The organism is Amycolatopsis minnesotensis, from assembly GCF_039529815.1.
Taxonomy (GTDB): domain Bacteria; phylum Actinomycetota; class Actinomycetes; order Mycobacteriales; family Pseudonocardiaceae; genus Amycolatopsis; species Amycolatopsis minnesotensis.
Map to the genome: position 1 here is coordinate 76037 of NZ_BAAANN010000016.1, position 25453 is coordinate 101489.

Genomic DNA, 25453 nt, shown 5'->3' on the forward strand with positions numbered 1-25453 from the left:
CGCGTGGACCCGCACGTCACGCTGAGCGGCCGCGGTGATCTCGCCGCCCGCATCTACCGGCAGCTCCTCGACGCGATCCTCGACGATCGCCTGCGCGCGGGCGACCGCCTGCCACCGACCAGGGAGCTGGCCCGCACTCTCGACGTCTCCCGCAACACCGTCGCCGTCGCGTACGACCGGCTCACCGCGGAGGGGTTCGTGGTGAGCCGGGTCGGCGCGGGCACGTTCGTGGCGGCACCCGCCGCCGACCGCGAGCGCCGCCGTCGCGCGCCGGGCGGAGCCGGGATCCTGCCCAGGGAGGTGTGGCGGGACGTGCCCGTGTCCGCCGGTCTCCCGGACGCCCCGGAGTTCGATTTCCGGGTCGGGGTACCGGATCCAGGGCTCTTCCCGCACACCAAGTGGCGCCGGTTCGTGGCGCGGGAGCTGCGCCCCGACGACGTCCCCGCTGGCTACGGGGACCCGGCGGGACACGAGGGCTTCCGCGCGGCGATCGCCCGCTACACCGGCGTGGCGAGGTCGGTGCACGCCGCGGCCGAGGACGTTTTCGTCACGCAGGGCGCGCAGCAGGCGCTCGACCTCATCGGCAGGGTGCTGATCGACCCCGGCACGCGGGTCGCGGTCGAGGAGCCCGGCTACCCGCCCGCGCGACGGCTTTTTCACACGCTCGGCGCGCGGGTGACGGCCGTGCCCGTCGACTCCGAAGGCATCGACGTCGCGGCGATCCCGCCGGACGCGCGGCTGGTGTACGTCACGCCGTCGCACCAGTTCCCGCTGGGCACACCGATGTCGCTCGCGCGGCGGACCGCGCTGCTGGACTGGGCGGAGCGGCACGGCGCGGTGCTCGTCGAGGACGACTACGACACGGAGTTCCGGTTCGAGGACCGCCCGCTCGAACCGTTGCAGAGCCTCGATCCCGCCGGTCGCGTCCTCTACGTCGGCACGTTCTCGAAGACGATGCTGCCGTCACTGCGGCTCGGATTCCTCGTCGCGCCACCATCGCTGCGCCCGGCATTGCGCGCGGCGAAACAGCTTTCGGACTGGCAGGGCGATCTGGCCGTGCAGGCGGCGCTCGCGCGGTTCATCGACGAAGGGCTGCTGGCAAGGCACGTGCGCAGGGCCGCGCGGGAATACCGCGCGCGCCGCGAGCTGGTCAAGGCGGGCCTCGCCGAGGGGTTCGCGGGACGGCTCGAACCGGTCCCCGCCGTGGCAGGGCTCCACCTCTGCGCCCACCTCGGTCCACAAGAGACGGTCGAGATCCCGGAAGTGCTTGCCAGGGCCCGCAAGCTCGGCGTGGTACTGGACGACCTCGCCGACTACCACGCGGAGGGCCGTGGCCGCGCCGGGCTCGTCCTCGGGTACGGCGCGGTCAGGACGGACCGGGTCGCCGAAGGGCTGCGGCGCCTCGCCGCGAGCTTCTGAAATCTGTCCACGACTTTCGCCCGTGGCGGCGAGGCAATAGCCTGTGTGAGCCAGGTCACCGGGTCGGGAGGTTTTTATGCGCATTGCCGATGTTCTGCGAAGCAAGGGCACCGCCGTCGCGACGATCGAACCGCAGCGTTCCGTGTCCGAGCTGCTCGCCGGACTGGCCGAGCACAACGTCGGCGCGATGGTGGTCGTCGACACCGCCGGGATCGCCGGCATCGTCTCCGAGCGCGACGTGGTCCGCAGGCTGCACGAACGCGGTGCCGCGCTGCTCGACGCGCAGGTTTCGGAGATCATGACGACCATGGTCGCGAGCTGCGCGCCGGACGACTCCGTCGACCAGCTCAGCGTCGTGATGACCGAGCGCCGCATCCGGCACGTGCCGGTGCTCGACAAGGGCGAGCTCGCCGGCATCGTGAGCATCGGCGACGTCGTCAAGAGCAGGCTCAACGAGCTGGAGAAGAGCCAGGAACAGCTCGAGGCGTACATCGCGCAGGGCTGAACCTTCCCGGCAGGCGAGACTTACGTCACATCCGGTGCTGTCACAACTCGCTGAGCCGATCCGTCAGGGAGGTGTATTCACCGACAACGGCAAGGAGTGCAGCATGGATGCGCGTTTGAACCTCTTCGGCAACCCCGTCGCGGGCAAGTTCATGAAGCACATCGTGTCGGCGGGCAAGGCCGTCGAGAACGCCGGTCTGCCCGCCGCCACGCAGGAGCTGGTGAAGATCCGCGCCAGCCAGATCAACGGCTGCGGCTTCTGCACCGACATGCACACCAAGGAGGCCACGCACGCCGGGGAAACCCCGGTGCGCCTCAACCTGATCGCCGCGTGGCGGGAGGCCACGGTGTTCACCGACGCCGAGCGCGCCGCACTGGAGCTGACCGAGCAGGGCACCCGCATCGCCGACGCGGCCGGTGGCGTCACGGACGAGGCGTGGTTGAACGCCGCCAAGCACTACGACGAGAACCAGCTCGCCGCCTTGGTGTCGCTCATCGCCGTGATCAACGCCTTCAACCGCTTGAACGTCCTGGTCCAGCAGCCCGCGGGCGACTACAGGGTGGGCCAGTTCGGCTAGCCGTTGGCGATGCCCGATCGGTAGGCGAAGGCGACGGCCTGTGCGCGGTCGCGCAGGCCCGCCTTCGCGAACAAGTGGTTGACGTGGGTCTTCACGGTCGCTTCGCCCACCACGAGCGTTCTCGCGATTTCGGTGTTCGACAGCCCGGCCGCGATCAGCCGCAGCACTTCGACTTCGCGGGCGGTCAGCCCTTCGACCGCTTCGGCGCGCGGCGGGGCCGCCCTCGCCGCCGCGCCCACCAGGCGCTCCTGCAAGCTCGCGTCCACAGTGGACTGGCCGTCGGCCGCCGACCGGAGCGCGCGGGCGATCGCTTCGGCGTCGGCGTCCTTGGTCAGGAATCCCCGCGCTCCCGCGCGCAGCGCGCCCAGCAGGGAGTCGTCGTCGGTGTAGGTGGTCAGCACGACGACCTCGGTGCCGGGATGCCGTGCGCGCACCAGCTCGGTCGTGCGGACCCCGTCCAGCCCCGGCATGCGCAGGTCCACCAGCAGCACGTCGGGATGGTGCTCGGCGACCAGGTCCACGGCTTCGGCGCCGTCCGACGCCGCTCCGGCCACTTCGATGCCCGGCAGCAGGCCCAGCAGCGTGACCAGTCCTTCGCGCACCACGGCCTGATCGTCGGCCAGCACTACCCTGAGCGTCTTGCCGGCACCACCAGGTGCACTCGCCATCCGTCCTCCACCGGTCCGCTGTCCAGTTCGCCGCCGAGCAGCGCTGCCCGTTCGCGCATCCCGCGCAGGCCGAACCCGCCCGCGGCCGGTTCGGCCGGCCGCCGCTCCTGCCGGTCGCGCACCTCCACCCCGATCCGGTCCTCGCGCCTGGTCAGCGTAACGACGACCGGCGCGCCGGGCGCGTGCTTTCGGGTGTTCGACAAGGCTTCCTGCACGGTGCGAGTGATCGTCGCGTGGGCGCCCGCGTCCGGCTCCGTGCTTTCCCCGTCCACCACCAGTTCCGCTCCGGCACCGGTGTCGAGGCGGTAGCCCGCCACGAGATCGTTCAGCTCCCATTCGAGCGGCATCGGCGCGTCGCGCAGCGCGGCGACCGCCTTGCGCGCCTCCACGAGCCCTTCCGCCGCCAGCCGTTGCGCGCGTTCCACCTGCGCGATCGCGTCGTCTGAGGCACCGTCGCGGGCCAGCATGAGCCGGGCACCCTGCAGGTTCAGCGCGAGCCCCGACAACGAGTGGGCGAGGACGTCGTGCAACTCGCGAGCGATCCGCGCGCGCTCCTGCAGCGCGGCCGCGAGGGCGTGTTCCTCGTTCGCCTGCTGCGCCCTCGCCAGGGCGAGTTCGGTCTGCTCCAGCCGTTCGAGCCGTGCCCGCCGGTTGTAGCCGAGCAGCACGACCGAGCCGAGCACCGCCAGCGTGAGGAGCGAGTCGGTGAGATCGCCGTGCGTTCGTACGACGCCGAGCACGACGCACCCGCCACCGAGTGCGATGCCGAAGGCCACCATCAGCCGCGACTGGCCCCGTACCAGGAAGAACACCGCGGTGAACATGCTGACGAGACACCAGTTCTTCGGGGCGAGCAGCCACAGCGCGCCGTTCGAGGCCACGAGGACCAGCAGCAGCGCGCTCGCCGAGCCGGTCGGCAGCCGGCCCGTCCAGAGCATCGGCACCGCGCCGAGCGCGGCCACCGCCAGCACGGGCCACACCCACCCGTCGCGTACCGGGAACACACTGAACAACGGGAACGTGAGCATCGCCAGGCGCACCCATTCGAGGGCGGCGGCGGACCAGTGGCGGTGCGGGCGCGCCGACGTGGTCATGAGGCCCAGCATGCCGGTCGGCGCGCTCAGTCGCGCGCGCTGGCCACCGCGGCCCGCCCGGTGGCCACGCGGAGGCCGAGGCGGCGGGCCCGCTGGTACGCGAGCGCGTTCTGCAGGCCGATGCTCAGGCCGAGGGTGAGCGCCAGCGACGCCGAGGTGAGCGGGCCGTCCGCGCCGAGGTGCGCGCCGAGCACGAGGAACCCGATCCGGACGCCGATCGTGACCAGCCAGAGCACCAGCGTCCTGGCGGTGCCCTGCGCGAACGCGTAGCCGTCCTTCGCGGTGATCGTCGTCGACGCGGCGCGGAGCACGCCGAGCGCGGCCAGCACCGCGAGGTCCACGCCGAGCAGCGCCAGTTCGGTGCCCGACGCGCTGGGCAGCGCCTTGGCGGAGGAGACCACGCCGACCACCACCAGGATCGCCGGGATCAGGGTCAGCCCCCGCGCGCTGAGCCGGTAGCCGCGCACCTGGCGGAAGACGACCCGCCAGATCACCAGCACGGCGATCGCGAGGTAGAGCAGGATGTCGGCGGCACTCACGTCGTTCACGGTCGGGTTTCCCCTCGGCTCGGTTCCAGTGCCCACAGCGTCGCCCTCGGACGGCCTCGCCCGCGTCGGCGCCGGGGTGGGAACCGGGTGGACCGCGAGGTCAACCCGGGGGTGGAGAACGAACCGGGCGGAAGGGCCGGGCAAGCTAGCGCATCCCACCGACAGGAATCCGCCTCCCCGCCGAGATCCAGCCGGGTTGTCCACCGCCGCCCCCGTTGTCCACAGATTCCCCTCCCCGCTCCCACCGCCCCCTCCCGCCCGCCACCGTGGAGGCATGACCACTCCGACCACAGCCACCCGCCACCAGGTCCACGTCCGCGACCCCGGCGAGCTGATCGCGTCCACCCCGTCCCTGCTGGGTTTCCGGCCTGCCGAGTCCCTGGTGGTGCACGCCCACCAGGGCACCCGCATCACGTTCTCGCTCCGGCTCGACATCCCGTCCCGCGAGCACACCGGCGAAGTGGCCGCCACCGCGGCCGGGCTCGCGCTCGGCACCGGCCCGACCGGCGTCACCATCGTGGTGGTGGGTGGCGACGCGCGCGGAGCGCCACCGGGAGAGGTGCCGAACAGTGCGCTGGCGGAGGCCGTGATAGCCGACTGCGCGGCGGCGGGAGTTCCGCTCGTGCACGCCATGTGGGCGCCGGAGATCCGGAAGGGCGCGCCGTGGCGGTGCTACCGCGACCTGGCGTGCGGCGGGACGCTGCCCGAACCGGAGAGCACGGTCGCCGCGGCGGCGACGGCGGCGATCGGGCGTGTCGTCTACGACAGCAGGGAGGAGATGGCGAGCCTGCTCGCGCCCGATGACGTCGCCGAGGTGGCCCGCAGGGCGGTGATGCTCGCCGAGTCCTCCGGCGACCTCGGCACCGATGAAGGGCTGGCCGCGCTGCGAGACGCGCTGGATCGGGTGGCACGGCCCGGTTTCGCACTGTCCAATGCGGACATAGCGACCCTGGCGCGGGCGATGTCGGTGACCGCTGTCCGCGACGCCTGCCTGGCCACGGCACTACCCGCGGGCAGTCCGGAAGCGCTGTCGGCCGAACGGCTGTGGACCGAACTCACCCGCGTCACCCCGGCGCCGGAGCGGGCCGCACCCGCCACCCTGCTCGGCTACTCCGCCTACCTGCGCGGGGAGTGCGCGCTGGCGGGAATGGCACTGGAGGAGGCGCTCGGCGCCGATCCCACCTACCTGCTCGCGCAGTTGCTGCACGCGGCGATGAGCACCGGGCTCAGCCCGGACCGGCTCGTCGGCATCGCCGGGCTCGCCGAGACGTCCTTGGACGGCCCGGATGACTGAGCCCGCGGTGCTATCCCTCGGCCCGGCGCTGGGTGAAGCGCCACGCGTCGGCGACGATGCCGGCGAGGTCGGCCCGTTCGGGCTTCCAGCCGAGCTCCTCGCGGGCGCGGTCGCTGGCGGCGACCAGCACGGCGGGGTCACCGGCGCGCCGGGGCGCCACGGCGGCCGGGATGGGGTGCCCGGTCACCTCGCGGCAGGCCTCGATCACCTGGCGCACCGAGAAGCCGGTGCCGTTGCCCAGGTTGTAGACGAGGTGCTCGCCGGCGCGCGCGTGCCGCAGCGCCAGCAGGTGGGCGTCGGCGAGATCGGACACGTGGATGTAGTCGCGGACCGCGGTGCCGTCCTCGGTGGGGTAGTCCTCGCCGAAGATCTGGATCCGCTCCCGGGCGCCGGTCGCCACCTGCAGCACCAGCGGGATGAGGTGGGTCTCGGTGGCGTGCCGCTCCCCGATGCCGCCGTGCGCGCCCGCGACGTTGAAGTACCGCAGGCTCACCGCGGCGAGCCCGTGCGCGCGGGCGTAGCCGGTGATCGCGAGGTCCACCGCGAGCTTCGTGGCGCCGTAGGTGTTGGTCGGCCGCGTCGGCGCGGTCTCGGCGATGGGCGAGGTCTCCGGCTCGCCGTAGGTCGCCGCGGTCGAGGAGAAGACCAGCCTCGGCGTGCCGTGGTCGCGCATCGCGTCGAGCAGGCGGAGCGTGGTGCCGACGTTGCCGTGCCAGTACTTCGCCGGGTCCTGCATCGACTCACCCACCAGCGACTTGGCCGCGAAGTGCAGCACGCCGTCGTAGGAGCCTTTGGCGAGCAGATCGCGCGTGGCGTCCGCGGCGTCGCCTTCGACCAGCCGGGCGCCCTCCGGAACGGCGTCCGCGTGCCCGGTGGAGAGGTCGTCCACCACGGTGACGGCGTGCCCCTCCGCCAGCAGGCGGGCGGTGCAGACACTGCCGACGTAGCCCGCCCCGCCCGTGACGACCAGGTTCAGGGCGTCGTTCCGCTCGTCTGTCACGTGTGGACCTTTCTCGTCGGTTCGCTCGTCCACTGGAGACGACGTGCGAGGTGCCGCGAGGTTGCCTTCGCGGGCACCGGATCAGTAAGCCGTGTCCCGTCCCGCGCCGGGGGAGGGGGTCGCTACGAAGGTGCGCGGCGGGCGCCAGTCCCGCTCGGCGAACGCGGCGGTCACCGCCGCCCCGACACTGTCCACATCGGACTCCCGCACGAGCGCGATCGCCGAGCCGCCGAAGCCGCCGCCGGTCATCCGCGAACCGAGCGCGCCCGCTGCCTTCGCGGTGTCCACCGCGACGTCGAGCTCCGGTGCGGAAATGCGGTAGTCGTCGCGCATGCTGACGTGCGAGGCGTCGAGCAGCGGGCCGATGTCGGCGAGCCGGTCGGCGTGCAGCAGCTCGACGGTGTCGAGCACGCGCTGGTTCTCCGTGACGATGTGCCGCACGAGCGGCCGCAGGTCCTCCGGCAGCCGTTCCAGCGTTTCCCCGAGCGCGTCCAGTTCGACATCGCGGAGGGCCTTCACGCCGAGCAGTCCGGCGGCCTTCTCGGTGCCGCGCCGCCGATCGCCGTAACCGGATTCGCTGTGCGAGTGCTTCACCCTGGTGTCCATCACGAGCACGCGGAGCCCGGCGGCCGCGGCGTCGAACGGCACCTGCTCCGACTCACCGGACCGGACGTCGAGGAACAGCAGGTGCGCCTCGGTGCAGCACAGCGACGCGGTCTGGTCGAGCAGCCCGGTCGGCGCGCCGACGAAGTCGTTCTCCGACCGCTGCACCCAGCGGGCGACAGCCTGCCGGGTCGGGGTCCGCTCGCCCCCGTCTTCGAGCTCGATACCCGCGGTCCCGAGCAGCGCGAGCGCCACCGCGCACTCCAGCGCGTGCGACGAAGACAGGCCCGCCCCCGAGGGCACGTCACCGGCGACCACCAGATCCGCGCCCGCGGCGAACCCGTGATCGCGCATCACCCAGGCCACACCGGCCGGGTAGGCGGCCCAGCCGTCGATCGCGCCGGGTTCGAGTTCGGCGATCACGGTGGGCTCGGAGCGCTGGAGCTTGCCGTCGGAGCCGAGCGTCGCCACGGTGAGCACGCCGTCCTCCCGCGGCGTCGCGGCCACGGCGAGGCGGTGCGGCAGTGCGAACGGCAGCACGAACCCGTCGTTGTAGTCGGTGTGCTCGCCGATCATGTTGACCCGGCCCGGCGCCGACCACACCCCGGCGGGGGCGCGGTCGTGCACGGTCCGGAACGCTCGGGCCGCGTCGGCTGCCGGGCTCACCGCGCCTGCGCCAGCACGGCGTGCAGCACGGAGATCGGCACCTGCATCGAGTCGGTGTCCCCACTGATCTCGATGGTGGAACCGCCACCGGCGGCCCTGCCGACGGTCACCGTCCGGCCAGGGATGAGCCCGACCGACTTCAGCTCCACCATCAGCTTCTCGTCGAGCTGCACGTGTTCGGCGATCCGGCGGATCTCCACCGCGCCCCCGCCCGCGCGGGCGAACTCGTCCAGGCGCACCAGGTCGGCCTCGACGGGCAGCGCGGGCTCCCCGCCCTCGCCGAGCTTGTCGAGCCCCGGGATCGGGTTGCCGTACGGCGAGGTCGTCGGGTGGTCGAGGAGCTTGACCAGCTTGCGCTCCACCGCCTCGCTCATCACGTGCTCCCAGTGGCACGCCTCGTTGTGCACGTGCTCCCACTCGAGCCCGATGACGTCGAGCAGGAGGCGCTCGGCCAGGCGGTGCTTGCGCATCACCGCGATCGCCAGTTCCCTGCCGTGGTCGGTGAGCTGCAGATGCCGGTCGTCGGCCACCACCACGAGGCCGTCCCGCTCCATCCGCGCGACCGTCTGGCTGACGGTCGGGCCGCTCTGCTGCAATCGCTCCGCGATCCGCGCGCGCAGCGGTACGACACCCTCTTCTTCGAGTTCGTAGATGGTCTTCAAGTACATCTCAGTGGTGTCGATGAGATCGTTCACGCTGTCCCCTTCGTCCGCGTCGCTTATCGTAGTCGCTCACCCCAGCGCCCCGGCCCACGCAATGGCATAACGCCGTCTCGAGTCGGAAAAGTCCCGCCGACCTGCGAGGATCGTCACGGACAGTGCAGGATGGCGGTCATGGGTCCTCTCCTCACGAACAGCGCGCTTGCCGAGACACTGTCCGCTTCCGCGCCGCGACGGCCGGTTGTCCTCGACGTGCGCGGGGGTCTCGGGCACCCGCCCGCCGCTGAGTCCTATCAGGAGGGTCACCTGCCGGGTGCGGTGTTCGTCGACCTGGACGCCGACCTCGCCGGCGCGCCGGGAGCGCGCGGGCGGCACCCGCTGCCCGAACCCGGCGATCTCCAGCGGGTGCTGCGCGCGGCCGGGGTGCGGCCGGGGGAGCCGGTCGTCGTGTACGACCACGGCGACGGGTCGATCGCCGCGCGGGCGTGGTGGCTGCTGCGCTGGGCGGGGCACGACGAGGTCGCCGTGCTGGACGGCGGATACGCCGCGTGGGTCGCCGACGGCCACGCGGTTTCCACGGAGGTCCCGTCGCCCGAACCGGGTGACGTCGTGGTGCGTCCCGGCTCGATGCCGACCGTCGACGCGGGCGAAGCGGCTTCGCTCGCCAGGTCCGGCACGCTGCTCGACGCGCGGGCGCCCGAGCGCTACCGCGGGGAGACCGAGCCGGTGGACCCTCGCGCGGGGCACGTTCCCGGTGCGCTCAACGCCCCGTTCGCACGGCACACCGACGAGCGAGGGCGCTGGCGGTCGCCTTCGGAGCTGGCGAAGCTCTTTTCCGACACCGGTGTGCCCGCGGACGGGACGGTCGGCGCCTACTGCGGCTCCGGTGTGACAGCCTGCTCCGTCGTGCTCGCGCTCGAGGTGGCCGGCAGGGCCCGGCCCGCCGCGCTCTACCCGGGTTCGTGGTCCGAGTGGGCCGCCGACGCGGACCGGCCGGCGGCCACCGGCGGTGAACCCGGCTGACCCGCGTCGAGCCGGGCTCGCGCGGCGCCGAGCGGTTACAGTGCGGTACATGCCGCACCCCGCCGTCGTCTGGGACTCCGCACTGCTCAAGTACGACCTCGGCGGCGAGCACCCGTTCAACCCGGTGCGGCTCGAGCTGACCATCCGGCTCGCCACCGAGCTCGGCGTGCTCGAGGACATCCCGCTGCTGGTGCCCGAACCCGCGTCCGACGACGAACTGCGCCGCGTGCACTCCGACGAGTACCTCGCGGCGGTGAAACAGGCTCCGCTCGCCGGATGGGACGTCGGACACGGGCTCGGCACCACCGACAACCCGGTGTTCAGCGACATGCACGACGCCACCGCGCTCGTCGTCGGGTCCACCCTGCTCGGGGCGCGCGCGATCGCGGAGGGCGCCACCCGCCGCGCGGTCAACATCGCGGGCGGGCTGCACCACGCGATGCGCGATCACGCGTCCGGGTTCTGCGTCTACAACGACTGCGCGGTGGCGATCTCGTGGCTGCTCGACCACGGCTTCGAGCGCATCGCCTACGTGGACACCGACGTGCACCACGGCGACGGCGTGCAGACCGCGTTCTACTCCGACCCGCGCGTACTGACCGTCTCCCTGCACCAGCACCCGTTCACGCTGTGGCCCGGCACCGGGTACTCCGCCGAAACCGGCGGGCCCGGTGCCGAGGGCACGGCGGTGAACATCCCGCTGCCGCCGGGGACGCGCGACCCCGGCTGGCTCCGCGCGTTCCACGCCGTGGTGCCGTCGCTGCTCGCGGAGTTCCGGCCGCAGGTGCTCGTCACCCAGTGCGGGGTGGATTCGCACGAAGAGGACCCGCTCGCGGATCTTTCGCTGTCCGTCGACGGGCACCGCACCATCTACCGCACCCTGCGCGCACTGGCCGAGGAGCACGCCGAAGGCCGGTGGCTGGCCGTCGGCGGCGGTGGTTACCAGCTGATCAGGGTGGTGCCGCGGTCGTGGACGCACCTGCTGGCGACCGTGCTGGACCGCGACCTCGACCCGGGCACCCCGGTACCGCCGGGCTGGCGGACCTCGGTCGGGCGCGCGGCGCCCAACGCGGAGCTCCCGCTGAAGATGACCGACGGTGCCGAAACGGAATACCGGGCCTGGGGCGATGAACGCGACGAACCGGTCGACGTCGCCGTCCGCGACACCCGGCGCGCGGTGTTCCCCGCGCACGGCCTCGATCCTGACGATCCGAGGGACTAGCCATGAGCACCCACGACACCGACGACGTGCTCTTTCCAGCGGAGGAGTCATGACCACCGCCACGCCCGCCGCGCACGACCCCTACGACTACCCGAGGGCGTGGGAAGCCGATGTGGTGCTGTCCGACGGCGGGACCGTGCACCTGCGCCCGATCGTCCCCGACGACGCCGACGGCCTGGTCGCGTTCCACGGGAAGCTGTCGGAGCGGACGCGGTACCTGCGCTACTTCGGTGCCTACCCCCGGATCCCGCAGCGCGATCTGGAGCGCTTTTCCACCGTCGACCACCACGACCGCGTCGCCTTCGTCGCGCTGCTCGGCGACGACATCGTGGCGGTCGGCCGCTACGAGCGGCTCGGCGACGCCCCGTCGGCGGAGGTCGCGTTCGTGGTGGACGACGCGCACCAGGGCCGCGGGCTCGGCTCGATCCTGCTGGAGCACCTCGCCGCGGCCGCTTCGGAGTGCGGGCTGCGCCGGTTCGTCGCCGAGGTGCTCGCGGAGAACTCGCCGATGGTGCGGGTGTTCCGCGACGCCGGTTACCAGGTGAGCAGGGCGATCGAAGAGGGCGTCCTGCACCTCGAATTCGACATCGACCCGACCGAGGAGTCGCTCGCCGTCGCCCGCTCCCGCGAGCAGGCCGCCGAGGCGCGCAGCGTGCACAACCTGCTGCACCCGCGCTCGGTCGCGGTGATCGGGGCGTCGACGGATCCCACGAAGATCGGGTACGCGGCGCTGACGAACCTGCTCTCGGCCGATTTCGCGGGCACCGTCTACCCGGTCAACCCCGAGCACCGGTCGGTGCGGGGCGTGCGCGCCTATCCGTCCGTTGTGGACATTCCGGACCCGGTGGACCTGGCCGTGGTCGCGGTGCCCGCTGACCAGGTGGAGTCCGTTTTGGACGGTGCGCTCGCCAAGGGGGTGAAGACCTTGCTCATCGTTTCGGGCGGGTTCGCCGAAGCCGGGCCGCACGGGCTGCACGCCGAGCTGCGGCTGGTCGGGGAGGCGCGCGCGCACGGGATGCGGGTGGTCGGGCCGAACGCGCTCGGCGTGCTGAACACCGACCCGGCGATCCGGCTCAACGCGACGCTCGCACCGCGCCTGCCCGCGCGGGGCCGCACCGGGTTCTTCTGCCAGTCCGGTGCCCTCGGCACGGCGATCCTCGCCGACGCGGAGGCGCGCGGACTCGGCCTGTCCACGTTCGTCTCGGCGGGCAACCGCGCGGACGTCTCCGGCAACGACCTGCTCCAGTACTGGGAGACCGATCCGAACACCGATCTCGTGCTGCTCTACCTCGAATCGTTCGGCAACCCGCGCAAGTTCGCCAGGCTGGCGCGGCGGCTGGCCCGCAGCAAACCGGTGGTCGCGGTGAAGTCGGGCCGCCACGCGGTGCGCCCGCAGCTCGCCGCGACCTCGGCCGAGGTCGACGAATCCAGCGTGCAGGCGCTGTTCGAGCAGGCGGGCGTGGTCCGCGTCGAGTCGTTGGCGCAGCTCTTCGACACCGCGCTCGTGCTGGCGCACCAGCCCCTTCCCGCGGGGCCGAGGGTCGGCATCGTGGGCAATTCGAGCGCGATCGGGTTGCTGGCCGCGGACACCGCGCGGGCGCAGGGCCTGCGACTGGCGTTCGACCCGGTGGACGTGGGCACCCAGACCGGGCCGGCGGAGTTCGCGGCGGCGGTGCGGGAAGCACTGAACTCGCCGGACACCGACGCGCTGGTGGTGGTGTTCGTCCCGCCGCTGGCGATTCCCGGCACGACCTATGCGCGGGCGCTGCGCGAAGTGGTTACCGCGCTGGGCAAGGACAAGCCGATCGTCTCGACCTTCCTCGCCGCGGAGGGCGTGCCAGCGGAGCTGGCCGTGCGCACAGAGGACGGCGCGCCCACGCGGGGCTCGGTGCCCTCCTATCCCAGTCCCGAGCGCGCGGTGACGGCGCTGGCACGAGTTGTGCGGTACGCGGCATGGCGGCAGCGGCCACAGGGAAATCTGGTGCGGCCAGCCGAGATCCACACCGAGCAGGCGCAGGAGGTCGTGCGCGAGTTCCTGTCCACAGTGGACGACAGGACGACGGTGCTCGAAGACGCCGAGGTGGTGCGGCTCCTTGCCTGCTACGGAATCGATGTGGTGCCGTTCAAGGTGGTGCTGTCGGCGGACGAGGCGGCGGCTGCCGCTGGCGAACTCGGGTACCCGGTGACCCTGAAGGCCGTCGACGAGCGCCTCCGCGGCAGGCCGGACCTGGCCGGGGTGCGGCTCGACCTCAACTCCGAGGACGCGGTGCGGACCGCGTACGAGGACATCAAGGTCGTTTCGGGGGACGACGAGGTGTACGTCCAGCAGATGGCGCCGAAGGGCATGTCGTGCGTGATCGGGCTGCAGGACGACCCGTCGTTCGGCACCCTGGTGTCCTTCGGGCTGTCCGGCGTGGTCAGCACGCTGCTCGGCGACCGCGCCTACCGCGCCGTCCCGCTGACCGACGTGGACGCGGCCACGCTGATCCGCGAGCCGAGGACGGCGCCGCTGCTGACCGGCTACCGCGGCGACGAGCCGGCGGACCTCGCCGCGCTGCAGGACCTGGTGCAGCGCGTCGCCGCACTGGCCGAGGACAATCCCGAGGTGCGATCCCTGTCGCTGGACCCGGTGCTGGCCTCACCGGACGGGGTGTTCGTGGCGAACGCGCGGATGGTGCTGGGTCCGCCGCCGTCGCGCCCGGACTCGGGCCCGCGCCGCCTCCGCCCGATCACGGCGCCGGACTGAGGTCCGCCCACCACCGTTCGGCGACGCGCGGGTGTGAGCGCAGCCAACCGAGCAGGGCGTTTTCCCCGTAGGCGGCCAGCAACGGGTTGTCCGCGTCCTGGGTGACGCCTCGCGCCCGCGCCGCCAGTTCGGGCGGCAGCGGCAACGGCTCGACGACGGCGTCGAACCTCGGCGCCAGGAAGAACGGCACCGAGTACCGGTCGACGGGCTGGCTGAGTACGCGGTGGTCGGTCGCCTTCAGGTAGCCGCCGGTGGCGATTTCGAGCATCTCGCCGATGTTCACCACGAACGCGCCCGGCAGCGGCACCACGTCGATCCAGGAGCCGTTGTCCCGGCGCACCTGCAGGCCGCCGATCTCGTCCTGCTGGAGCAGCGCGAGGTAGCCGTAGTCCTTGTGCGCGCCGACGCCCTGGTCCGTCGACCGCCGGGGCGGGTAGTGCACGACCTTCAGGTGGATCGCGGCTTCGTCGTCGAACCACCGGTCGAAGTAGCCGTCGGCCTGCCCGAGCGCGGCGGACAGCGCGCGGAGCACTTCGCGGGACACGCGCAGCGCTTCCACCTGCCATTCGAGGACGGTTTCGCGGAGTTCGGGTAGCGCGGACGGCCACTGGTTCGGGCCGATCAGGCGCAGGTAGGCGGGGGAGGGTGTGGTCAGCGCCGCGCGTTCCCGGCCGATGTCGAGCTGTTCGCGCCAGTCGGCGGCGCCCGCGGTCTGCTCGGTACCGGTCCGCGTGTAGCCGCGGAAGTGCGGGGAGCGCACGTTTTCGATCTCGAGCCGCTGGGCCTCCGGCAGCGCGAAGAACCGCCGCGCCACGGTGAACAGGCGTTCGGTGAGACCGGCGGGGACGCCGTGCCCGACCAGGTAGAAGAACCCGACCTCGTGCGCGGCGGAGCGCAGGTCGCCGAGGAACCGGGCGCGATCGGTGCGGAACCGCGAGAGGTCGACGACCGGCAGCGTGGACGGCCCGGATGCGGACGGGGAGCGCGGCGTGTCGGTCACCGCACCAGGACACCACCCGCTCGCGGCGCGGCACCACCGCTCCCGGAGTGTGGAAGCGTCCGACGGACTTTACGTTTTTTGCTCTCTTGTCAATCAAGGTGTACATGACTTACAGTTTTGTAAACTCAGGCGAAGGAGGCGACATGAGCAGTGCGACGGGATCGGTCACGGCGGCCTCGGCCGAGCGGTGGACCGACCGCAAGCGCTACCTCTGGCTGATCGGGCTGGTGGTGCCCTCGCTGGCGTTCCTGGCGATCGGGCTGCACGCGGCGACCGGCTGGGGCGTGTGGTTCTGGATCGGCCCGCTGGTGATCCTGGTGATCGTGCCGCTGATCGACCTGGTGGCGGGGCTGGACCGGGCCAACCCGCCGGACGACATGATCGAGGCGCTGGAGCGGGATCGCTACTACCGCTGGATCACCTACGCGTTCCTGCCGATCCAGTACCTCGGCTTCGTCTTCGCCTGCTGGCTGATCGCCACCGGTGACCTGACCGCAGTGGACAAGATCGGGCTCGCGGTGTCGATCGGCTGCATCGGCGGCATCGGCATCAACACCGCGCACGAACTGGGGCACAAGAAGGAGAGCCACGAGCGCTGGCTGTCCAAGATCGCGCTGGCGCAAAGCTTCTACGGGCACTTCTACATCGAGCACAACCGCGGCCACCACGTCCGGGTCGCCACGCCGGAGGACCCGGCCAGCAGCAGGCTCGGCGAGAGCTTCTACCGGTTCTGGCCGCGCACCGTGTTCGGCTCGCTCGCCTCGGCTTGGGGCCTGGAGCGCAAGCGCTACGCACGGCGGAACCAGCACCCGTTCCGGATCGGCAACGACGTGCTCAACGCCTGGCTGATGTCGGCGGTGCTGTGGGTGGCGATGATCGCCTGGCTCGGCGTCGGCATCCTGCCGTACCTGGTGGTCCAGGCGGTGATCGGGTTCTCGCTGCTGGAGGTGGTGAACTACCTGGAGCACTACGGGATGTTGCGCCGCCAGGTCGGCTCGCCGGAGCGCCGCCGCTACGAGCGGGTGGACCCGAGCCACAGCTGGAACTCCAACAACATCGCCACCAACGTCCTGCTGTACCACCTGCAGCGGCATTCCGACCACCACGCCAATCCGACCCGGCGCTACCAGACGCTGCGGGACTTCGCGGAGTCCCCGGTCCTGCCCACCGGGTACGCCGGGATGATCGTGCTCGCGCTGGTCCCGCCGATGTGGCGGCGCGTGATGGACAAGCGGGTGCTCGCGCACTTCGACGGTGACCTCGGCCGCGCCAACATCCAGCCGGGCAAACGGGAAAAGCTGCTGGCCCGCTACGGCGCCACCGAGCGTATGTCCGAAAAGGACGGAGCGGGCGCCGACACCAGGGGAGACGCCGCCGACGGCGGGATGTGCCCCGGCTGCGGCTACGTCTACGACGAAACGCGCGGCGACCCGAGGGAGGGGTTCCCGGCGGGCACACCGTGGTCGGCGATCCCCGATTCGTGGTGCTGCCCCGACTGCGGTGTGCGGGAAAAGGTCGATTTCGTGGCACCGGGAAGGGTGAGCGCGTGATGAAGATCGAAGCGGACCGTGCCAAGTGCGACGGGCTGGGCATGTGCGAGGCGATGGCCCCGGACTTCTTCGAGGTCGGTGCCGACGGCACCGTCGTGGTGCTCGACGAGAGCCCCGGCGAGGAGCACCGCGAGGATCTCGCCGCCGCGGTGGACGCCTGCCCGGTGCTGGCGCTGAAACTGCTGGAGCGGACATGACCCTCGTCGTGGTCGGCGCGTCGCTCGCCGGGCTGCGCGCGGTCGAGTCCGCCCGCCGCACCGGTTACCGGGGCCGGATCGTCCTGGTCGGCGCGGAAGAGCACCTGCCGTACGACCGGCCGCCGCTGTCCAAGGCGTTCCTCGGCGCGGACGGTCCCACCGCGGTCGAGCCCCTGCGCACCGAGGCCGAGCTGCGCGACGACCTCGGCGTCGAGCTGATGCTCGGCTCGGCGGCGACGGCGCTCGACGCCACCGCTCGCGAGGTGTCGGTGGCGGGTGCCGCGGTCGGCTACGACGCGCTGGTGATCGCCACCGGTACGACCGCGCGGCGGTTCCCCGGCACGGAGGGGATTTCCGGTGTGCACACGTTGCGCACGGCCGAGGACGCCGCGGCCGTGCGAGCCGGGTTGGACGCCGGTGGGCGCACAGTCGTGGTCGGCGCCGGGTTCATCGGCTCGGAGGTCGCCTCCGCGGCGCGCGGACGGGGGTTGCCGGTCGCGATCGTGGAAACGGAGAAGGTGCCGCTTTCCCGTTCGGTCGGCGCGCACGCGGGCACGGTGTGCGCCGATCTGCACCGCGCGGCCGGTACCGAGCTGCGCCTCGGCACCGCGGTCAGCGGGTTCGAGACCGGCGGCGGCGCGGTGACCGGAGTGCGGCTGGACACCGGCGAGGTGCTGCCCGCCGATCTCGTGGTCACCGGGATCGGGGTCGGCCCGGCCACCGGATGGCTCGAGGGCAGCGGCGTGCACCTGCACGAACGCGACCGGGGCGTGGTGTGCGATTCGACGTTGTACGCGGGCGCGCCAGGGGTCTACGCCGCCGGCGACGTCGCGCACGTGCCGAATCCGGGCTTCGACCAGGAGCTGATGCGGCTGGAGCACTGGACCAGCGCGGCCGAGCAGGGTGCGGCCGCCGCGCGCCACGCGCTCGATCCGGCGGCGGCTCGCCCGCTCTCGCCCGTGCCGTACTTCTGGTCGGACTGGTACGGGCACCGCGTGCAGTTCGTCGGCACGCCCCGTGCCGACGAGGTCGTGGTGGCGGTGCCTGCCGAGGCCGGGTTCACCGCGCTCTACCGCCGCGACGACCGGATCGTCGGCGCGCTCACCGTCGACCGGCCCCGCGACATCATGAAGTACCGCCGCCGCATCGCCGGGCGAGCGCCGTGGCAGGACGCGCTCGCCTTCGCCGCCGCCAGCCGCGAGGTCGCCGCCTAGAATGACGATCATGAGTGAGGCCTCGCCGACCGAGGGCGGCCGGTACCGGCAGCCGATCATCGCGGCGGCCGTCGAGCTGACCGCCGACGCGGGCTGGGCCGCGGTCACCATGGCCGGGCTGGCCGAACGGGTGGGCGTCAGCCGCCAGACCGTTTACAACGAGGTCGGTTCGAAGGCGGCGCTCGCCGACGCCATGATCTCCAGCGAGCTCGCCCGGTTCCTCTCGCTCGTCGGCGACGCCTTCGACCGGCAGCCCGACGATCTCGTCGAGGCCATTTACGAGGCGGTGCGCGCGGTACTCGACCTCGCCCGCGAGCACACCCTCCTGCGCGCGATCGTGTCCGCCACGCACAGCGCCGACACCGAACTGCTGCCCCTGCTGACCACCGGGGCGGGTTCGCTGCTCGCCGAGGCCAAGGGCGTCCTGACCACGCGCGTGCTGGCCTACCGCCCCCCACTGGACGACGACCAGCTCGCCGTGGTGGTCGATCTCGTCGTCCGCGCCGTGCTCAGCCACGTCATGCGGCCGTCCGACCCGCCGGGCAAAGTCGCCGACGGCGTCGCGTGGATGGCGGCGCGCGCGCTCGACGTCACGCCGCGGCAGTCGCTGCGGACCGCGCCACCGGTACGGGCCACGCGGCGCGGTTAGCTGCCGGTGGCCCGTACCGTGTTGTGCGGTAAGGGAAATCAGGCGGGTGCCGATTCGAAGCGCCGGTTCCGGTCGAGCACCCGCAGCCCGATCGCGCACGCGGCACCGAGTGCGACGAGGCCCAGCCACGGGATCTCCGGCAGGCCGGCCGCGCGCGCCAGGTCGAGCACGGTTCCGGTGCCGAGGTTGCCCGCGAGGATCCCGACGCCGACGATCGTGTTGTAGAACCCGTAGTGGGTGGCGACGAGCCGGTCGCCGGAGAGGCGCACCACGGTGTCCATTTCGAACGGGAACACCGCGACCGTGCCCAGCGTCAGCAGGATCGCCGCCACGACGAGCGCGCCGCCCGCGACCACCGGTCCCGTGCGCGCGGCGGCCAGCGGGGCGGCGAACGACGCGGCCATCAGCGCGAGTCCGGCGGCCACGCAGGTGCCGGGGGACCAGCGGGCCTTCAGCCAGCCGGTGACCTTGAGCTGGCCGAGCACGGCCAGCGCGCCCGAGACGGCGAACAGGGCGGCGGTCAGCGCGGTGCCCGGCACACCCGGTCCCGCGATCCGGCGGGCTTCCATCGGCAGCGCCAGGTACATCTGGAACGACAGCACGTACGACCCGGTCATGACCAGTGCGAACAGGACGAACGAGCGGTTGGCCGCCACCACCCGCCAGTCGGCGAGCACCGAACGGCGGTTCCCGTGTTCGACGTCCGGCGTGTTCGGCGGCAGCGCGCGGAGCTGGACGACGGTCAGCGCCGCGAACACCGCGGCCGCCACCAGGCAGGTGAGCCGGAAGTCCACTGTGGTCAGTGCGAGCCCGACGATGGGCCCGGCGAGGATGCCGCCTTGGTAGAACACGTTGAACACGGCGAAGGCCTCCACCCGCCGCGGTCCCGAGTCGGCGGCGAGGTAGGCGCGGACCGCCGGGTTGAACAGGGCGCCGGCGAACCCGGTCGCCGCCGAGGCGATGATCAGCGTGGGCAGCGAGTCGACGACGCCGAGCACCGCGAACCCGGCGGTGCGCAGCACGCAGCCCGCGACGATGAGGGGTTTGCAGCCGAACCGGTCGGCCAGCGTGCCGCCGACGAGGAACATGCCCTGCTGCGAGAAGTTCCGGATCCCGAGCACCAGCCCGACCGCCCACCCGGCGAGCCCGAGCGGCCCGGCGAGGTAGCTCGCCAGGTAGGGCATCAGCATGTAGAAGCCGACGTTGATGGTGAACTGGTTGACCATGAGCAGTTTGCTCGGCCGGTCGAACGACCGGAACTGCCGGAGCAGCGGCGTCACCGGACACCCCGCACGTTCGCGCAGCGCGTCCACCGTTCGACGACCCGGTCGCCCGGGTGCGCGATCGTCTCCGGGCCGGCGGGTGGCCGCCCGTCCAGCAGGCCGTGGTGCGCGCAGTATTCATCGTTGTAGACGGTGTCGAAGTAGCGGTGCGGCCCGTCCGGGAACACCGCCGCGATCCGCACGTCGGGGTCGTGGGTGCGCGCGATCCAGCCTGCCACCAGCGCGACCGCGCCGACGCTCCACCCGCCGGTCGCGTGGTGGGTGGCGGCGAGCCCGCGGCACGTCCACACCGCGTCCGCCGGGGTGACCCAGTGGACCTCGTCGAACGCGTCGTGGTCCACGTTGCGCGGGTGGATGCTGGAGCCGAGGCCGCGCATGAGCCGCGTGCGCGCGGGCTGCCCGAAGATCGTGGAGCCGACGGTGTCCACGCCGACCAGCCGCAGCCGGGGGAAGTACCGCTGGAGCACCCGGAACACGCCCGCGGAATGCCCGCCGGTGCCCACCGAGCAGACCAGCACGTCGATCCGCCCGAGCTGCGCGGCCAGCTCGTCGGCGAGCGGCGCGTACGCGGTCACGTTGTCCGGGTTGTGGTACTGGTCAGGGCACCATGCGCCCGGCCGGTCCGCCAGCAGCTCGCGCACGCGGTCCCGGCGAGCTTGCTGCCAGCCGCCGGTGGCGTGCGGCCGCGTGACGACGTCGACGCGGGCGCCGTGCGCGGCGAGCAGGCGGAGCATGATCGGTTCCATGCCGGGATCGGTGACGAGCGTGACGGGGTGCCCGTGCACGATGCCCGCCAGCGCCAGCCCCAGGCCGAGCGTGCCGCTGGTCGATTCGACGATGGGGGCGCCTTCGGCGAGTTCACCGCGTTCCTCGGCCTGCGCGACCATGTGCAGCGCGGGCCGGTCCTTCATGCCGCCGGGGTTGAATCCTTCGAGCTTGGCCCAGAACCCGCGGCCGGTGCGGGTGAGCGGGTCTTCGATCCACAGCACGGGCGTGTTCCCGACGGCGAGCGCGGGTGACTGGCAGCGGGCGGCGGTGGTCAGCGACCTGGCGGAAGCCGGAGTGGGCAGGACAGCGTTCATCAGGGCAACCTTCGATCTCGTGTGCTGAGCGGAGGCGGGCGCGCGGGAGCGCCGGACGGGCCAGTGGTGGCGGCCTCCGTGCGGGATGAGCTGGCGGACGCGTGTGCGCCGGGAAACTCAGATCCGGAAGACGCAGAGATCGACGAGCAGGCGCCTGCTCGGCGGGCGGAAAGCCGGTGCGCGCACGGAAATCGTGGACGCGGGGCGGATCGCGAGAGCGGGGCTGTCCGGTGTTACCGCAGCCGACGGGGCACCGGAATCGCGGAGCGGGATCGGGACGACTCCGGCGGCGACGTGTTCCGAAGGCTCGTGCTGGCCGCGATGCCCGTGCTCGGGGCACGAATCACCCTGGGCCGCGGCGAACACGCTGTGGCCGCCGGGTGCGGCGAGACCGGCTTCGGCGTGCAGCCCGGCCGCGGCGATCAGGCCCAGCAGCGCGAGGACGAAGAACCGCGCCAGCCGCGTAGCCACCCGAGCACCCACAGTCGCGACCGTACCAGTGCGGAGGGTGTCCGCGCCGCTGCGGACGAGTGATCTTCCCGATTCACCCTCGGCGGGGGACCTCATCCGGATTTGACGCCACGGCAAGGAACCCCGACGCGTGGTAGCCGTCGGCCCCGCGCGCCCACACGGGATCGGCGCCCCGGGTGCCGTCCGCCGCCAGCGCCCGTTTGACCACCTTGTGCGTCGAGGTCTTCGGGAACGCGGTGCAGATCCGCACGTGGCGCGGGAGCTGCTTGGGGCCCAGATCGCCTTGTTCGGCGAGGAAATCGCCGAACGCCGACGGGGTGAGCGTGCCTTCGCGGAGTACGAGCGCGGCCATCACCTGGTCGCCGACCCGCTCGTCCGGTACTGCGTAGACCGCGGCCTCGGCGATGTCGGGATGGCGCAGCAGCACCCGTTCGATCGGGGCCGTGCCGAGGTTCTCGCCGTCGACCCGCAGCCAGTCGCCGAGCCTTCCCGCGAAGTAGCAGTAGCCGTCCGCGTCGGCGTAGGCGAGGTCGCCGGTGTGGTAGACGCCGTCGCGCAACCGTTCCGCGTCGGCGTCGGGATCTCCGTAGTACCCGGCGAAGGCGCCCGCGCCCGCGGTGTTGACCAGTTCGCCGATCGCCTCGGCGCCGTTCGTCAGCCGCCCGTTGCCGTCGAACTCGGCCGGTGGGCACCGGGTGCCGCGTTCGGGATGCCGGATCTCGACGTCGTCCGGCGTCTTGCCCAGCGAGCCGGCCGGGGTCTCCGCGGTGCGGGAGAAGCCGATGCCGCCTTCTGTCGAGCCGAACGCGTCGACGACGCGGCACGAGAACCGCTCGGCGAACGCGGCGAGATCCGCTTCGGCGCCTTCGTTGCCGTACACCAGGCGCAGCGGGTTGTCCGCGTCGTCGTGGCGCGGCGGGGTGGCGACCACATAGGACAGCGGCTTGCCGACGTAGTTCGCATAGGTGGCGCCGAACCGGCGGACGTCGTCGAAGAACCCGGACGCGGAGAAGTGCCGCCGGAACGCGACGGTGCCGCCCGCGGCGAGACCGACTGCCCAGCCCGCCATCACCGCGTTCGAGTGGAACATCGGCATCGAGACGTACGCGGTGTCGTGTGTGGACAGTCCGAACCGGCCGGCGAGCATGCGGCCGGGGAAGGCGATCTTGCCGTGCGTGCACCGGACCGCCTTGGGATCGCCGCTGGTGCCCGAGGTGAAGATCAGCATCACCAGGTCCGCGGGGTCCGCGGCCACCGGGTTCGGCGGCGAGCCGCGCCGCGCGCCGAGCGTGTCCGTCCATTCCGGACTGTCCAAGGCGAACACCGGGACCGGGCAGCGGTCCAGCAGCGGGAGGAAGCGGCGTTCGGCGAGCACGAACTGGCAGTCGGCGAGTGCGATGTCGCGTGCGAGCGCTTCGCCACGGCGGGTGGGGTTGAGCCCGACGAGCACGGACCCGGACAGCGCGGCACCGCCGAGCAGGAACGAGAACGAAGGCACGTTCCCGGCCAGCACCCCGACGTGCGGCGGGACCTCCCGCCGCAGCATCGAACGGAGCGCGGCGCCGTGTTCCGCGCACGCCTGGACGTGCTCGCCCCACGACCACACGGCGTCTTCGTAGCGCAGGCACGCACGCCCGGAGTCCGCGTGCCCGAGCAGCAGCGCCGTGACCGTCAGGTCACTCACGACGAGGACGCCAGCAGCCCGCCGAGCGCCCGTAGCTGCGCGGTCGCGCCACCGAGCGCGAACTCGTTCCGTTTCGCCGCCACGAAGTAGCGGTGCAGCTCGTGCTCGGTGTCGATGCCGACGCCGCCGTGGACGTGTACGGCCGTGTGCGCGACGCGGTGCCCGGCTTCGGCGGCCCAGAACTTCGCGGTCGCGACCGCTTCGGCGGCGGGCTCGCCTTCGGAAAGCAGCCAAGCGGCCTGCCACAGGGTGAGCCGCACCGCTTCGACGTCGGCGTAGGCGTCGGCGAGGCGCTGGCGGACGGCCTGGAAGCTGCCGATCACGGCGTCGAACTGGCGGCGTTCGCGGGCGTGCGCGGCGGTCAGCTCCAGCGCCCGTTCGAGGACGCCGAGCTGGAGCGCGCACAGGCCGGTGGTGCCGCGCAGCCGGAGCCATTCCGCCACGCCGGCGCCGGGATCGCCCAGCAGCGCGGAATCGGGGACCGTCGCGCCGGTCAGGGTCACCAGCGCCGAGTCGCCCCGGTCGACGGTCCGCTGCGGTTCCACGAGCAGACCGGGGTTGTCCGTGGCGAGCACGAACACCACGACGCCATCGGCGGTGTCGGCGGGGACGAGCAGCGCGTCGGCGTCGGCCGCGGCTCCGACGGCGGTCTGGGTCCCGGACAGCCGCCATCCGGAAGCGCTCCGCGCCGCGGTGAACCCGGGAGCCACCGAGACGTCCGGCAGCGCGACCGCGAACACCTTTTCCCCGCGCAGCGCCGGAATCAGTAAGCGTTCGAGATGCTCGCCGCGGCCGAACTCGGCGAGCGCGGCGGCGGCCATGGTCACCGTCGGCAGGTACGGCAGCGGGGCGACCGCGCGCCCGAGTTCGATCAGCACGCTGCACTGCTCCAGCACGCCGAAACCGCCACCGCCCACGGCGGAGGGCAGCCCGGCGTCGATCAGCCCGGCGCGGCCGAACTCCGTCCACAGTGCACGGTCGGTCCGCCCCGATCCGTGCGGGCCGAGGGTTTCGGGGGTGACGCGGTCGCCGAGGATCCGGCGGGCCAGCCCCGCGAGATCGCCCTGCGCTTCGGTGAGTGTGAAGTCCATGGAACCCTCCTCAGCGGGTGACGGGCAGGCCGAGCGCGGTCGCGGCGACGATGTCGCGCTGCACTTCGTTGGTGCCGCCGCCGAAGGTCAGGATCAGCGACGACCGGTGCATCCGTTCGATCCGCCCGTGCAGGAGCGCACCCGGCGAGCCTTCGCGGACGACCGCGCCGGCGCCGAGCACCTCCATCAGCAGGCGGTAGGCCTCGGTGGCGAACTCGGTGCCGAACACCTTCGTCGCCGAGGCGTCGGCGGGCGTCACGTCGCCGCCCGCCGACGAAGCGATCTTCCAGTTGCGCAGTTTCAGGTACTCGGCGTGCGCGTGCACCCGCGCGAGGTGCAGCCGCACCCATTCCGCGTCGAGCACGCGGGTGCCGTCGGGCAGTTTCGTCTCCAGCGCCCAGCGCCGCACCTCCGCGAGCGCCGTCTGGACGGGCGCGGCCGAGGTCAGCGCGACGCGTTCGTGGTTGAGCTGGTTGGTGATCAGCGGCCAGCCCGCGTTCTCGTCGGCGATCCTGGCCGACACCGGCACCCGGACGCCGTCGTAGTAGGTGGCGCTCGTGCCGGGACCGGCCACGGTGTGCACCTTCGTCCAGGAGAACCCCTCGGCGTCGGTCGGCACCACGACGATGCTCAGCCCCTTGTGCTTGCGGGCGTCGGGATCGGTGCGGACCGCGAGCCACACGTAATCGGCGTGCTCGATCAGGCTCGTCCACATCTTCTGGCCGGTGATGACGTAGTCGTCACCGTCGCGGACCGCGCGCGTGCGCAGGGACGCGAGGTCCGTGCCCGCCTCCGGCTCGGAGTAGCCGATCGAGAAGTGCAGCTCGCCTGCCGCGATGCGCGGCAGGTAGAACGCCTTCTGGTCTTCGGTGCCGAACCGCATGATCGTGGGGCCGATCGTGTTGACCGTCAGGAACGGCACCGGCACCCCGGCGACGGCCGCTTCGTCGGTGAACACGAGCTGGTCGAGCATCGGCCGCGCCTGCCCGCCGTACTCCTCCGGCCAGCCGATCGCGAGCCAGCCGTCGCGGCCGAGTTCGCGCACGATTTCCTTGTACGCCTTGCCATCCCCGTACTCACCCCGGTCGCTGTCGAGCGCCTCGCGGCGCTCCGGGGTCATCAGGTCGGCGAAGTAGGACCGAAGCCTGCTCCGCAGTGCCGTCTGGCCGGGCGTGTAGCCGATCCGCACGTCGTCACCTCCGCCGCGC

General features: G+C 72.4%; 24 protein-coding genes. 11 read left to right on the forward strand and 13 right to left on the reverse strand.

Annotated features, from left to right (window positions below; all coding sequences use genetic code 11):
• The first annotated feature begins 3 nt into the window (after positions 1-3).
• The 3 genes from pdxR (at position 4) to ABD256_RS20995 (ending at position 2501) form a co-directional block, all read left to right on the forward strand.
• Positions 4-1419, forward strand: a complete 1416-nt coding sequence (pdxR, locus tag ABD256_RS20985; protein ID WP_344421213.1) for a MocR-like pyridoxine biosynthesis transcription factor PdxR — start codon at positions 4-6, stop codon at positions 1417-1419.
• Between the two features lie 76 nt (positions 1420-1495).
• A complete protein-coding gene (locus ABD256_RS20990; protein WP_344421216.1) occupies positions 1496-1924 on the forward strand; it encodes a CBS domain-containing protein in 429 nt (142 codons plus the stop codon).
• Between the two features lie 103 nt (positions 1925-2027).
• A complete protein-coding gene (locus ABD256_RS20995; RefSeq protein WP_344421219.1) occupies positions 2028-2501 on the forward strand; it encodes a carboxymuconolactone decarboxylase family protein in 474 nt (157 codons plus the stop codon).
• On the opposite strand, the gene ABD256_RS21000 is transcribed toward ABD256_RS20995, so the two are convergent.
• Genes ABD256_RS21000 through ABD256_RS21010 form a run of 3 tightly spaced genes read right to left on the reverse strand, consistent with a single transcriptional unit; the run spans position 2498 to position 4811 of the window.
• Positions 2498-3169, reverse strand: a complete 672-nt coding sequence (locus ABD256_RS21000) for a response regulator (RefSeq protein WP_344421222.1) — start codon at positions 3167-3169, stop codon at positions 2498-2500. The genes ABD256_RS20995 and ABD256_RS21000 overlap by 4 nt on opposite strands.
• Entirely contained in the window at positions 3127-4263 is a 1137-nt protein-coding gene (locus tag ABD256_RS21005) for a sensor histidine kinase (RefSeq protein WP_344421226.1), read from the reverse strand. Before ABD256_RS21005 ends, ABD256_RS21000 begins: the two co-directional genes overlap by 43 nt.
• A gap of 26 nt (positions 4264-4289) precedes the next feature.
• The gene (locus ABD256_RS21010) at positions 4290-4811 is read right to left on the reverse strand and encodes a hypothetical protein (RefSeq protein WP_344421230.1); all 522 of its coding nucleotides are present in this window, start codon (positions 4809-4811) and stop codon (positions 4290-4292) included.
• 274 nt (positions 4812-5085) lie between these two features.
• Here ABD256_RS21010 and ABD256_RS21015 point away from each other — a divergent pair, with 274 nt between their 5' ends.
• The gene (locus tag ABD256_RS21015; protein WP_344421233.1) at positions 5086-6105 is read left to right on the forward strand and encodes a DUF4192 domain-containing protein; all 1020 of its coding nucleotides are present in this window, start codon (positions 5086-5088) and stop codon (positions 6103-6105) included.
• 10 nt (positions 6106-6115) lie between these two features.
• Here ABD256_RS21015 and galE read toward each other — a convergent pair whose 3' ends face one another.
• From galE to ABD256_RS21030, 3 genes are all read right to left on the reverse strand, one after another.
• Positions 6116-7105, reverse strand: coding sequence for a UDP-glucose 4-epimerase GalE (gene galE, locus ABD256_RS21020; RefSeq protein WP_344421235.1), 990 nt, complete (start codon positions 7103-7105; stop codon positions 6116-6118).
• Between the two features lie 81 nt (positions 7106-7186).
• Entirely contained in the window at positions 7187-8374 is a 1188-nt protein-coding gene (gene galK, locus ABD256_RS21025) for a galactokinase (RefSeq protein ID WP_344421238.1), read from the reverse strand.
• Positions 8371-9069, reverse strand: a complete 699-nt coding sequence (locus tag ABD256_RS21030) for an iron-dependent transcriptional repressor DtxR (protein ID WP_344421241.1) — start codon at positions 9067-9069, stop codon at positions 8371-8373. Before ABD256_RS21030 ends, galK begins: the two co-directional genes overlap by 4 nt.
• 138 nt (positions 9070-9207) lie before the next feature.
• Between ABD256_RS21030 and ABD256_RS21035 the strand changes: the two genes are divergently transcribed.
• Genes ABD256_RS21035 through ABD256_RS21045 form a run of 3 tightly spaced genes read left to right on the forward strand, consistent with a single transcriptional unit; the run spans position 9208 to position 14024 of the window.
• The gene (locus ABD256_RS21035) at positions 9208-10056 is read left to right on the forward strand and encodes a sulfurtransferase (protein ID WP_344421244.1); all 849 of its coding nucleotides are present in this window, start codon (positions 9208-9210) and stop codon (positions 10054-10056) included.
• 49 nt (positions 10057-10105) lie between these two features.
• Positions 10106-11278, forward strand: coding sequence for an acetoin utilization protein AcuC (locus ABD256_RS21040; protein WP_344421247.1), 1173 nt, complete (start codon positions 10106-10108; stop codon positions 11276-11278).
• Between the two features lie 49 nt (positions 11279-11327).
• Positions 11328-14024 (forward strand): bifunctional acetate--CoA ligase family protein/GNAT family N-acetyltransferase, encoded by a 2697-nt coding sequence (locus tag ABD256_RS21045; protein ID WP_344421250.1) that lies wholly within the window; start codon positions 11328-11330, stop codon positions 14022-14024.
• Here the strand turns inward: ABD256_RS21045 and ABD256_RS21050 are convergent.
• Positions 14008-15024: an isopenicillin N synthase family dioxygenase gene (locus ABD256_RS21050; protein WP_344421253.1), complete on the reverse strand. Its 1017-nt coding sequence runs from the start codon at positions 15022-15024 to the stop codon at positions 14008-14010. The genes ABD256_RS21045 and ABD256_RS21050 overlap by 17 nt on opposite strands.
• A gap of 143 nt (positions 15025-15167) precedes the next feature.
• Here ABD256_RS21050 and ABD256_RS21055 point away from each other — a divergent pair, with 143 nt between their 5' ends.
• The 4 genes from ABD256_RS21055 to ABD256_RS21070 are packed head-to-tail and all read left to right on the forward strand — an operon-like array spanning position 15168 to position 18634.
• The gene (locus ABD256_RS21055) at positions 15168-16574 is read left to right on the forward strand and encodes a fatty acid desaturase (RefSeq protein ID WP_344421256.1); all 1407 of its coding nucleotides are present in this window, start codon (positions 15168-15170) and stop codon (positions 16572-16574) included.
• The gene (locus tag ABD256_RS21060; RefSeq protein ID WP_344421259.1) at positions 16574-16771 is read left to right on the forward strand and encodes a ferredoxin; all 198 of its coding nucleotides are present in this window, start codon (positions 16574-16576) and stop codon (positions 16769-16771) included. The genes ABD256_RS21055 and ABD256_RS21060 overlap by 1 nt, the downstream gene beginning before the upstream one ends.
• On the forward strand, positions 16768-17985 hold the full coding sequence (locus ABD256_RS21065; RefSeq protein WP_344421263.1) for an NAD(P)/FAD-dependent oxidoreductase: 1218 nt from the start codon (positions 16768-16770) through the stop codon (positions 17983-17985). The genes ABD256_RS21060 and ABD256_RS21065 overlap by 4 nt, the downstream gene beginning before the upstream one ends.
• 1 nt (position 17986) lies before the next feature.
• Positions 17987-18634: a TetR/AcrR family transcriptional regulator gene (locus ABD256_RS21070; RefSeq protein WP_344421266.1), complete on the forward strand. Its 648-nt coding sequence runs from the start codon at positions 17987-17989 to the stop codon at positions 18632-18634.
• Between the two features lie 38 nt (positions 18635-18672).
• On the opposite strand, the gene ABD256_RS21075 is transcribed toward ABD256_RS21070, so the two are convergent.
• From ABD256_RS21075 to ABD256_RS21100, 6 genes are all read right to left on the reverse strand, one after another.
• On the reverse strand, positions 18673-19914 hold the full coding sequence (locus tag ABD256_RS21075; RefSeq protein ID WP_344421269.1) for an MDR family MFS transporter: 1242 nt from the start codon (positions 19912-19914) through the stop codon (positions 18673-18675).
• Entirely contained in the window at positions 19911-20999 is a 1089-nt protein-coding gene (locus tag ABD256_RS21080; protein ID WP_344421272.1) for a PLP-dependent cysteine synthase family protein, read from the reverse strand. Before ABD256_RS21080 ends, ABD256_RS21075 begins: the two co-directional genes overlap by 4 nt.
• Before the next feature lie 117 nt (positions 21000-21116).
• Complete coding sequence (locus ABD256_RS21085; RefSeq protein ID WP_344421275.1) at positions 21117-21470, reverse strand: hypothetical protein; 354 nt, start codon at positions 21468-21470, stop codon at positions 21117-21119.
• Between the two features lie 73 nt (positions 21471-21543).
• The gene (locus tag ABD256_RS21090; RefSeq protein WP_344421278.1) at positions 21544-23154 is read right to left on the reverse strand and encodes a long-chain-fatty-acid--CoA ligase; all 1611 of its coding nucleotides are present in this window, start codon (positions 23152-23154) and stop codon (positions 21544-21546) included.
• Positions 23151-24245 (reverse strand): acyl-CoA dehydrogenase family protein, encoded by a 1095-nt coding sequence (locus ABD256_RS21095; RefSeq protein WP_344421281.1) that lies wholly within the window; start codon positions 24243-24245, stop codon positions 23151-23153. Before ABD256_RS21095 ends, ABD256_RS21090 begins: the two co-directional genes overlap by 4 nt.
• 10 nt (positions 24246-24255) lie before the next feature.
• Positions 24256-25434: an acyl-CoA dehydrogenase family protein gene (locus ABD256_RS21100; RefSeq protein WP_344421558.1), complete on the reverse strand. Its 1179-nt coding sequence runs from the start codon at positions 25432-25434 to the stop codon at positions 24256-24258.
• Positions 25435-25453: the final 19 nt, after the last annotated feature.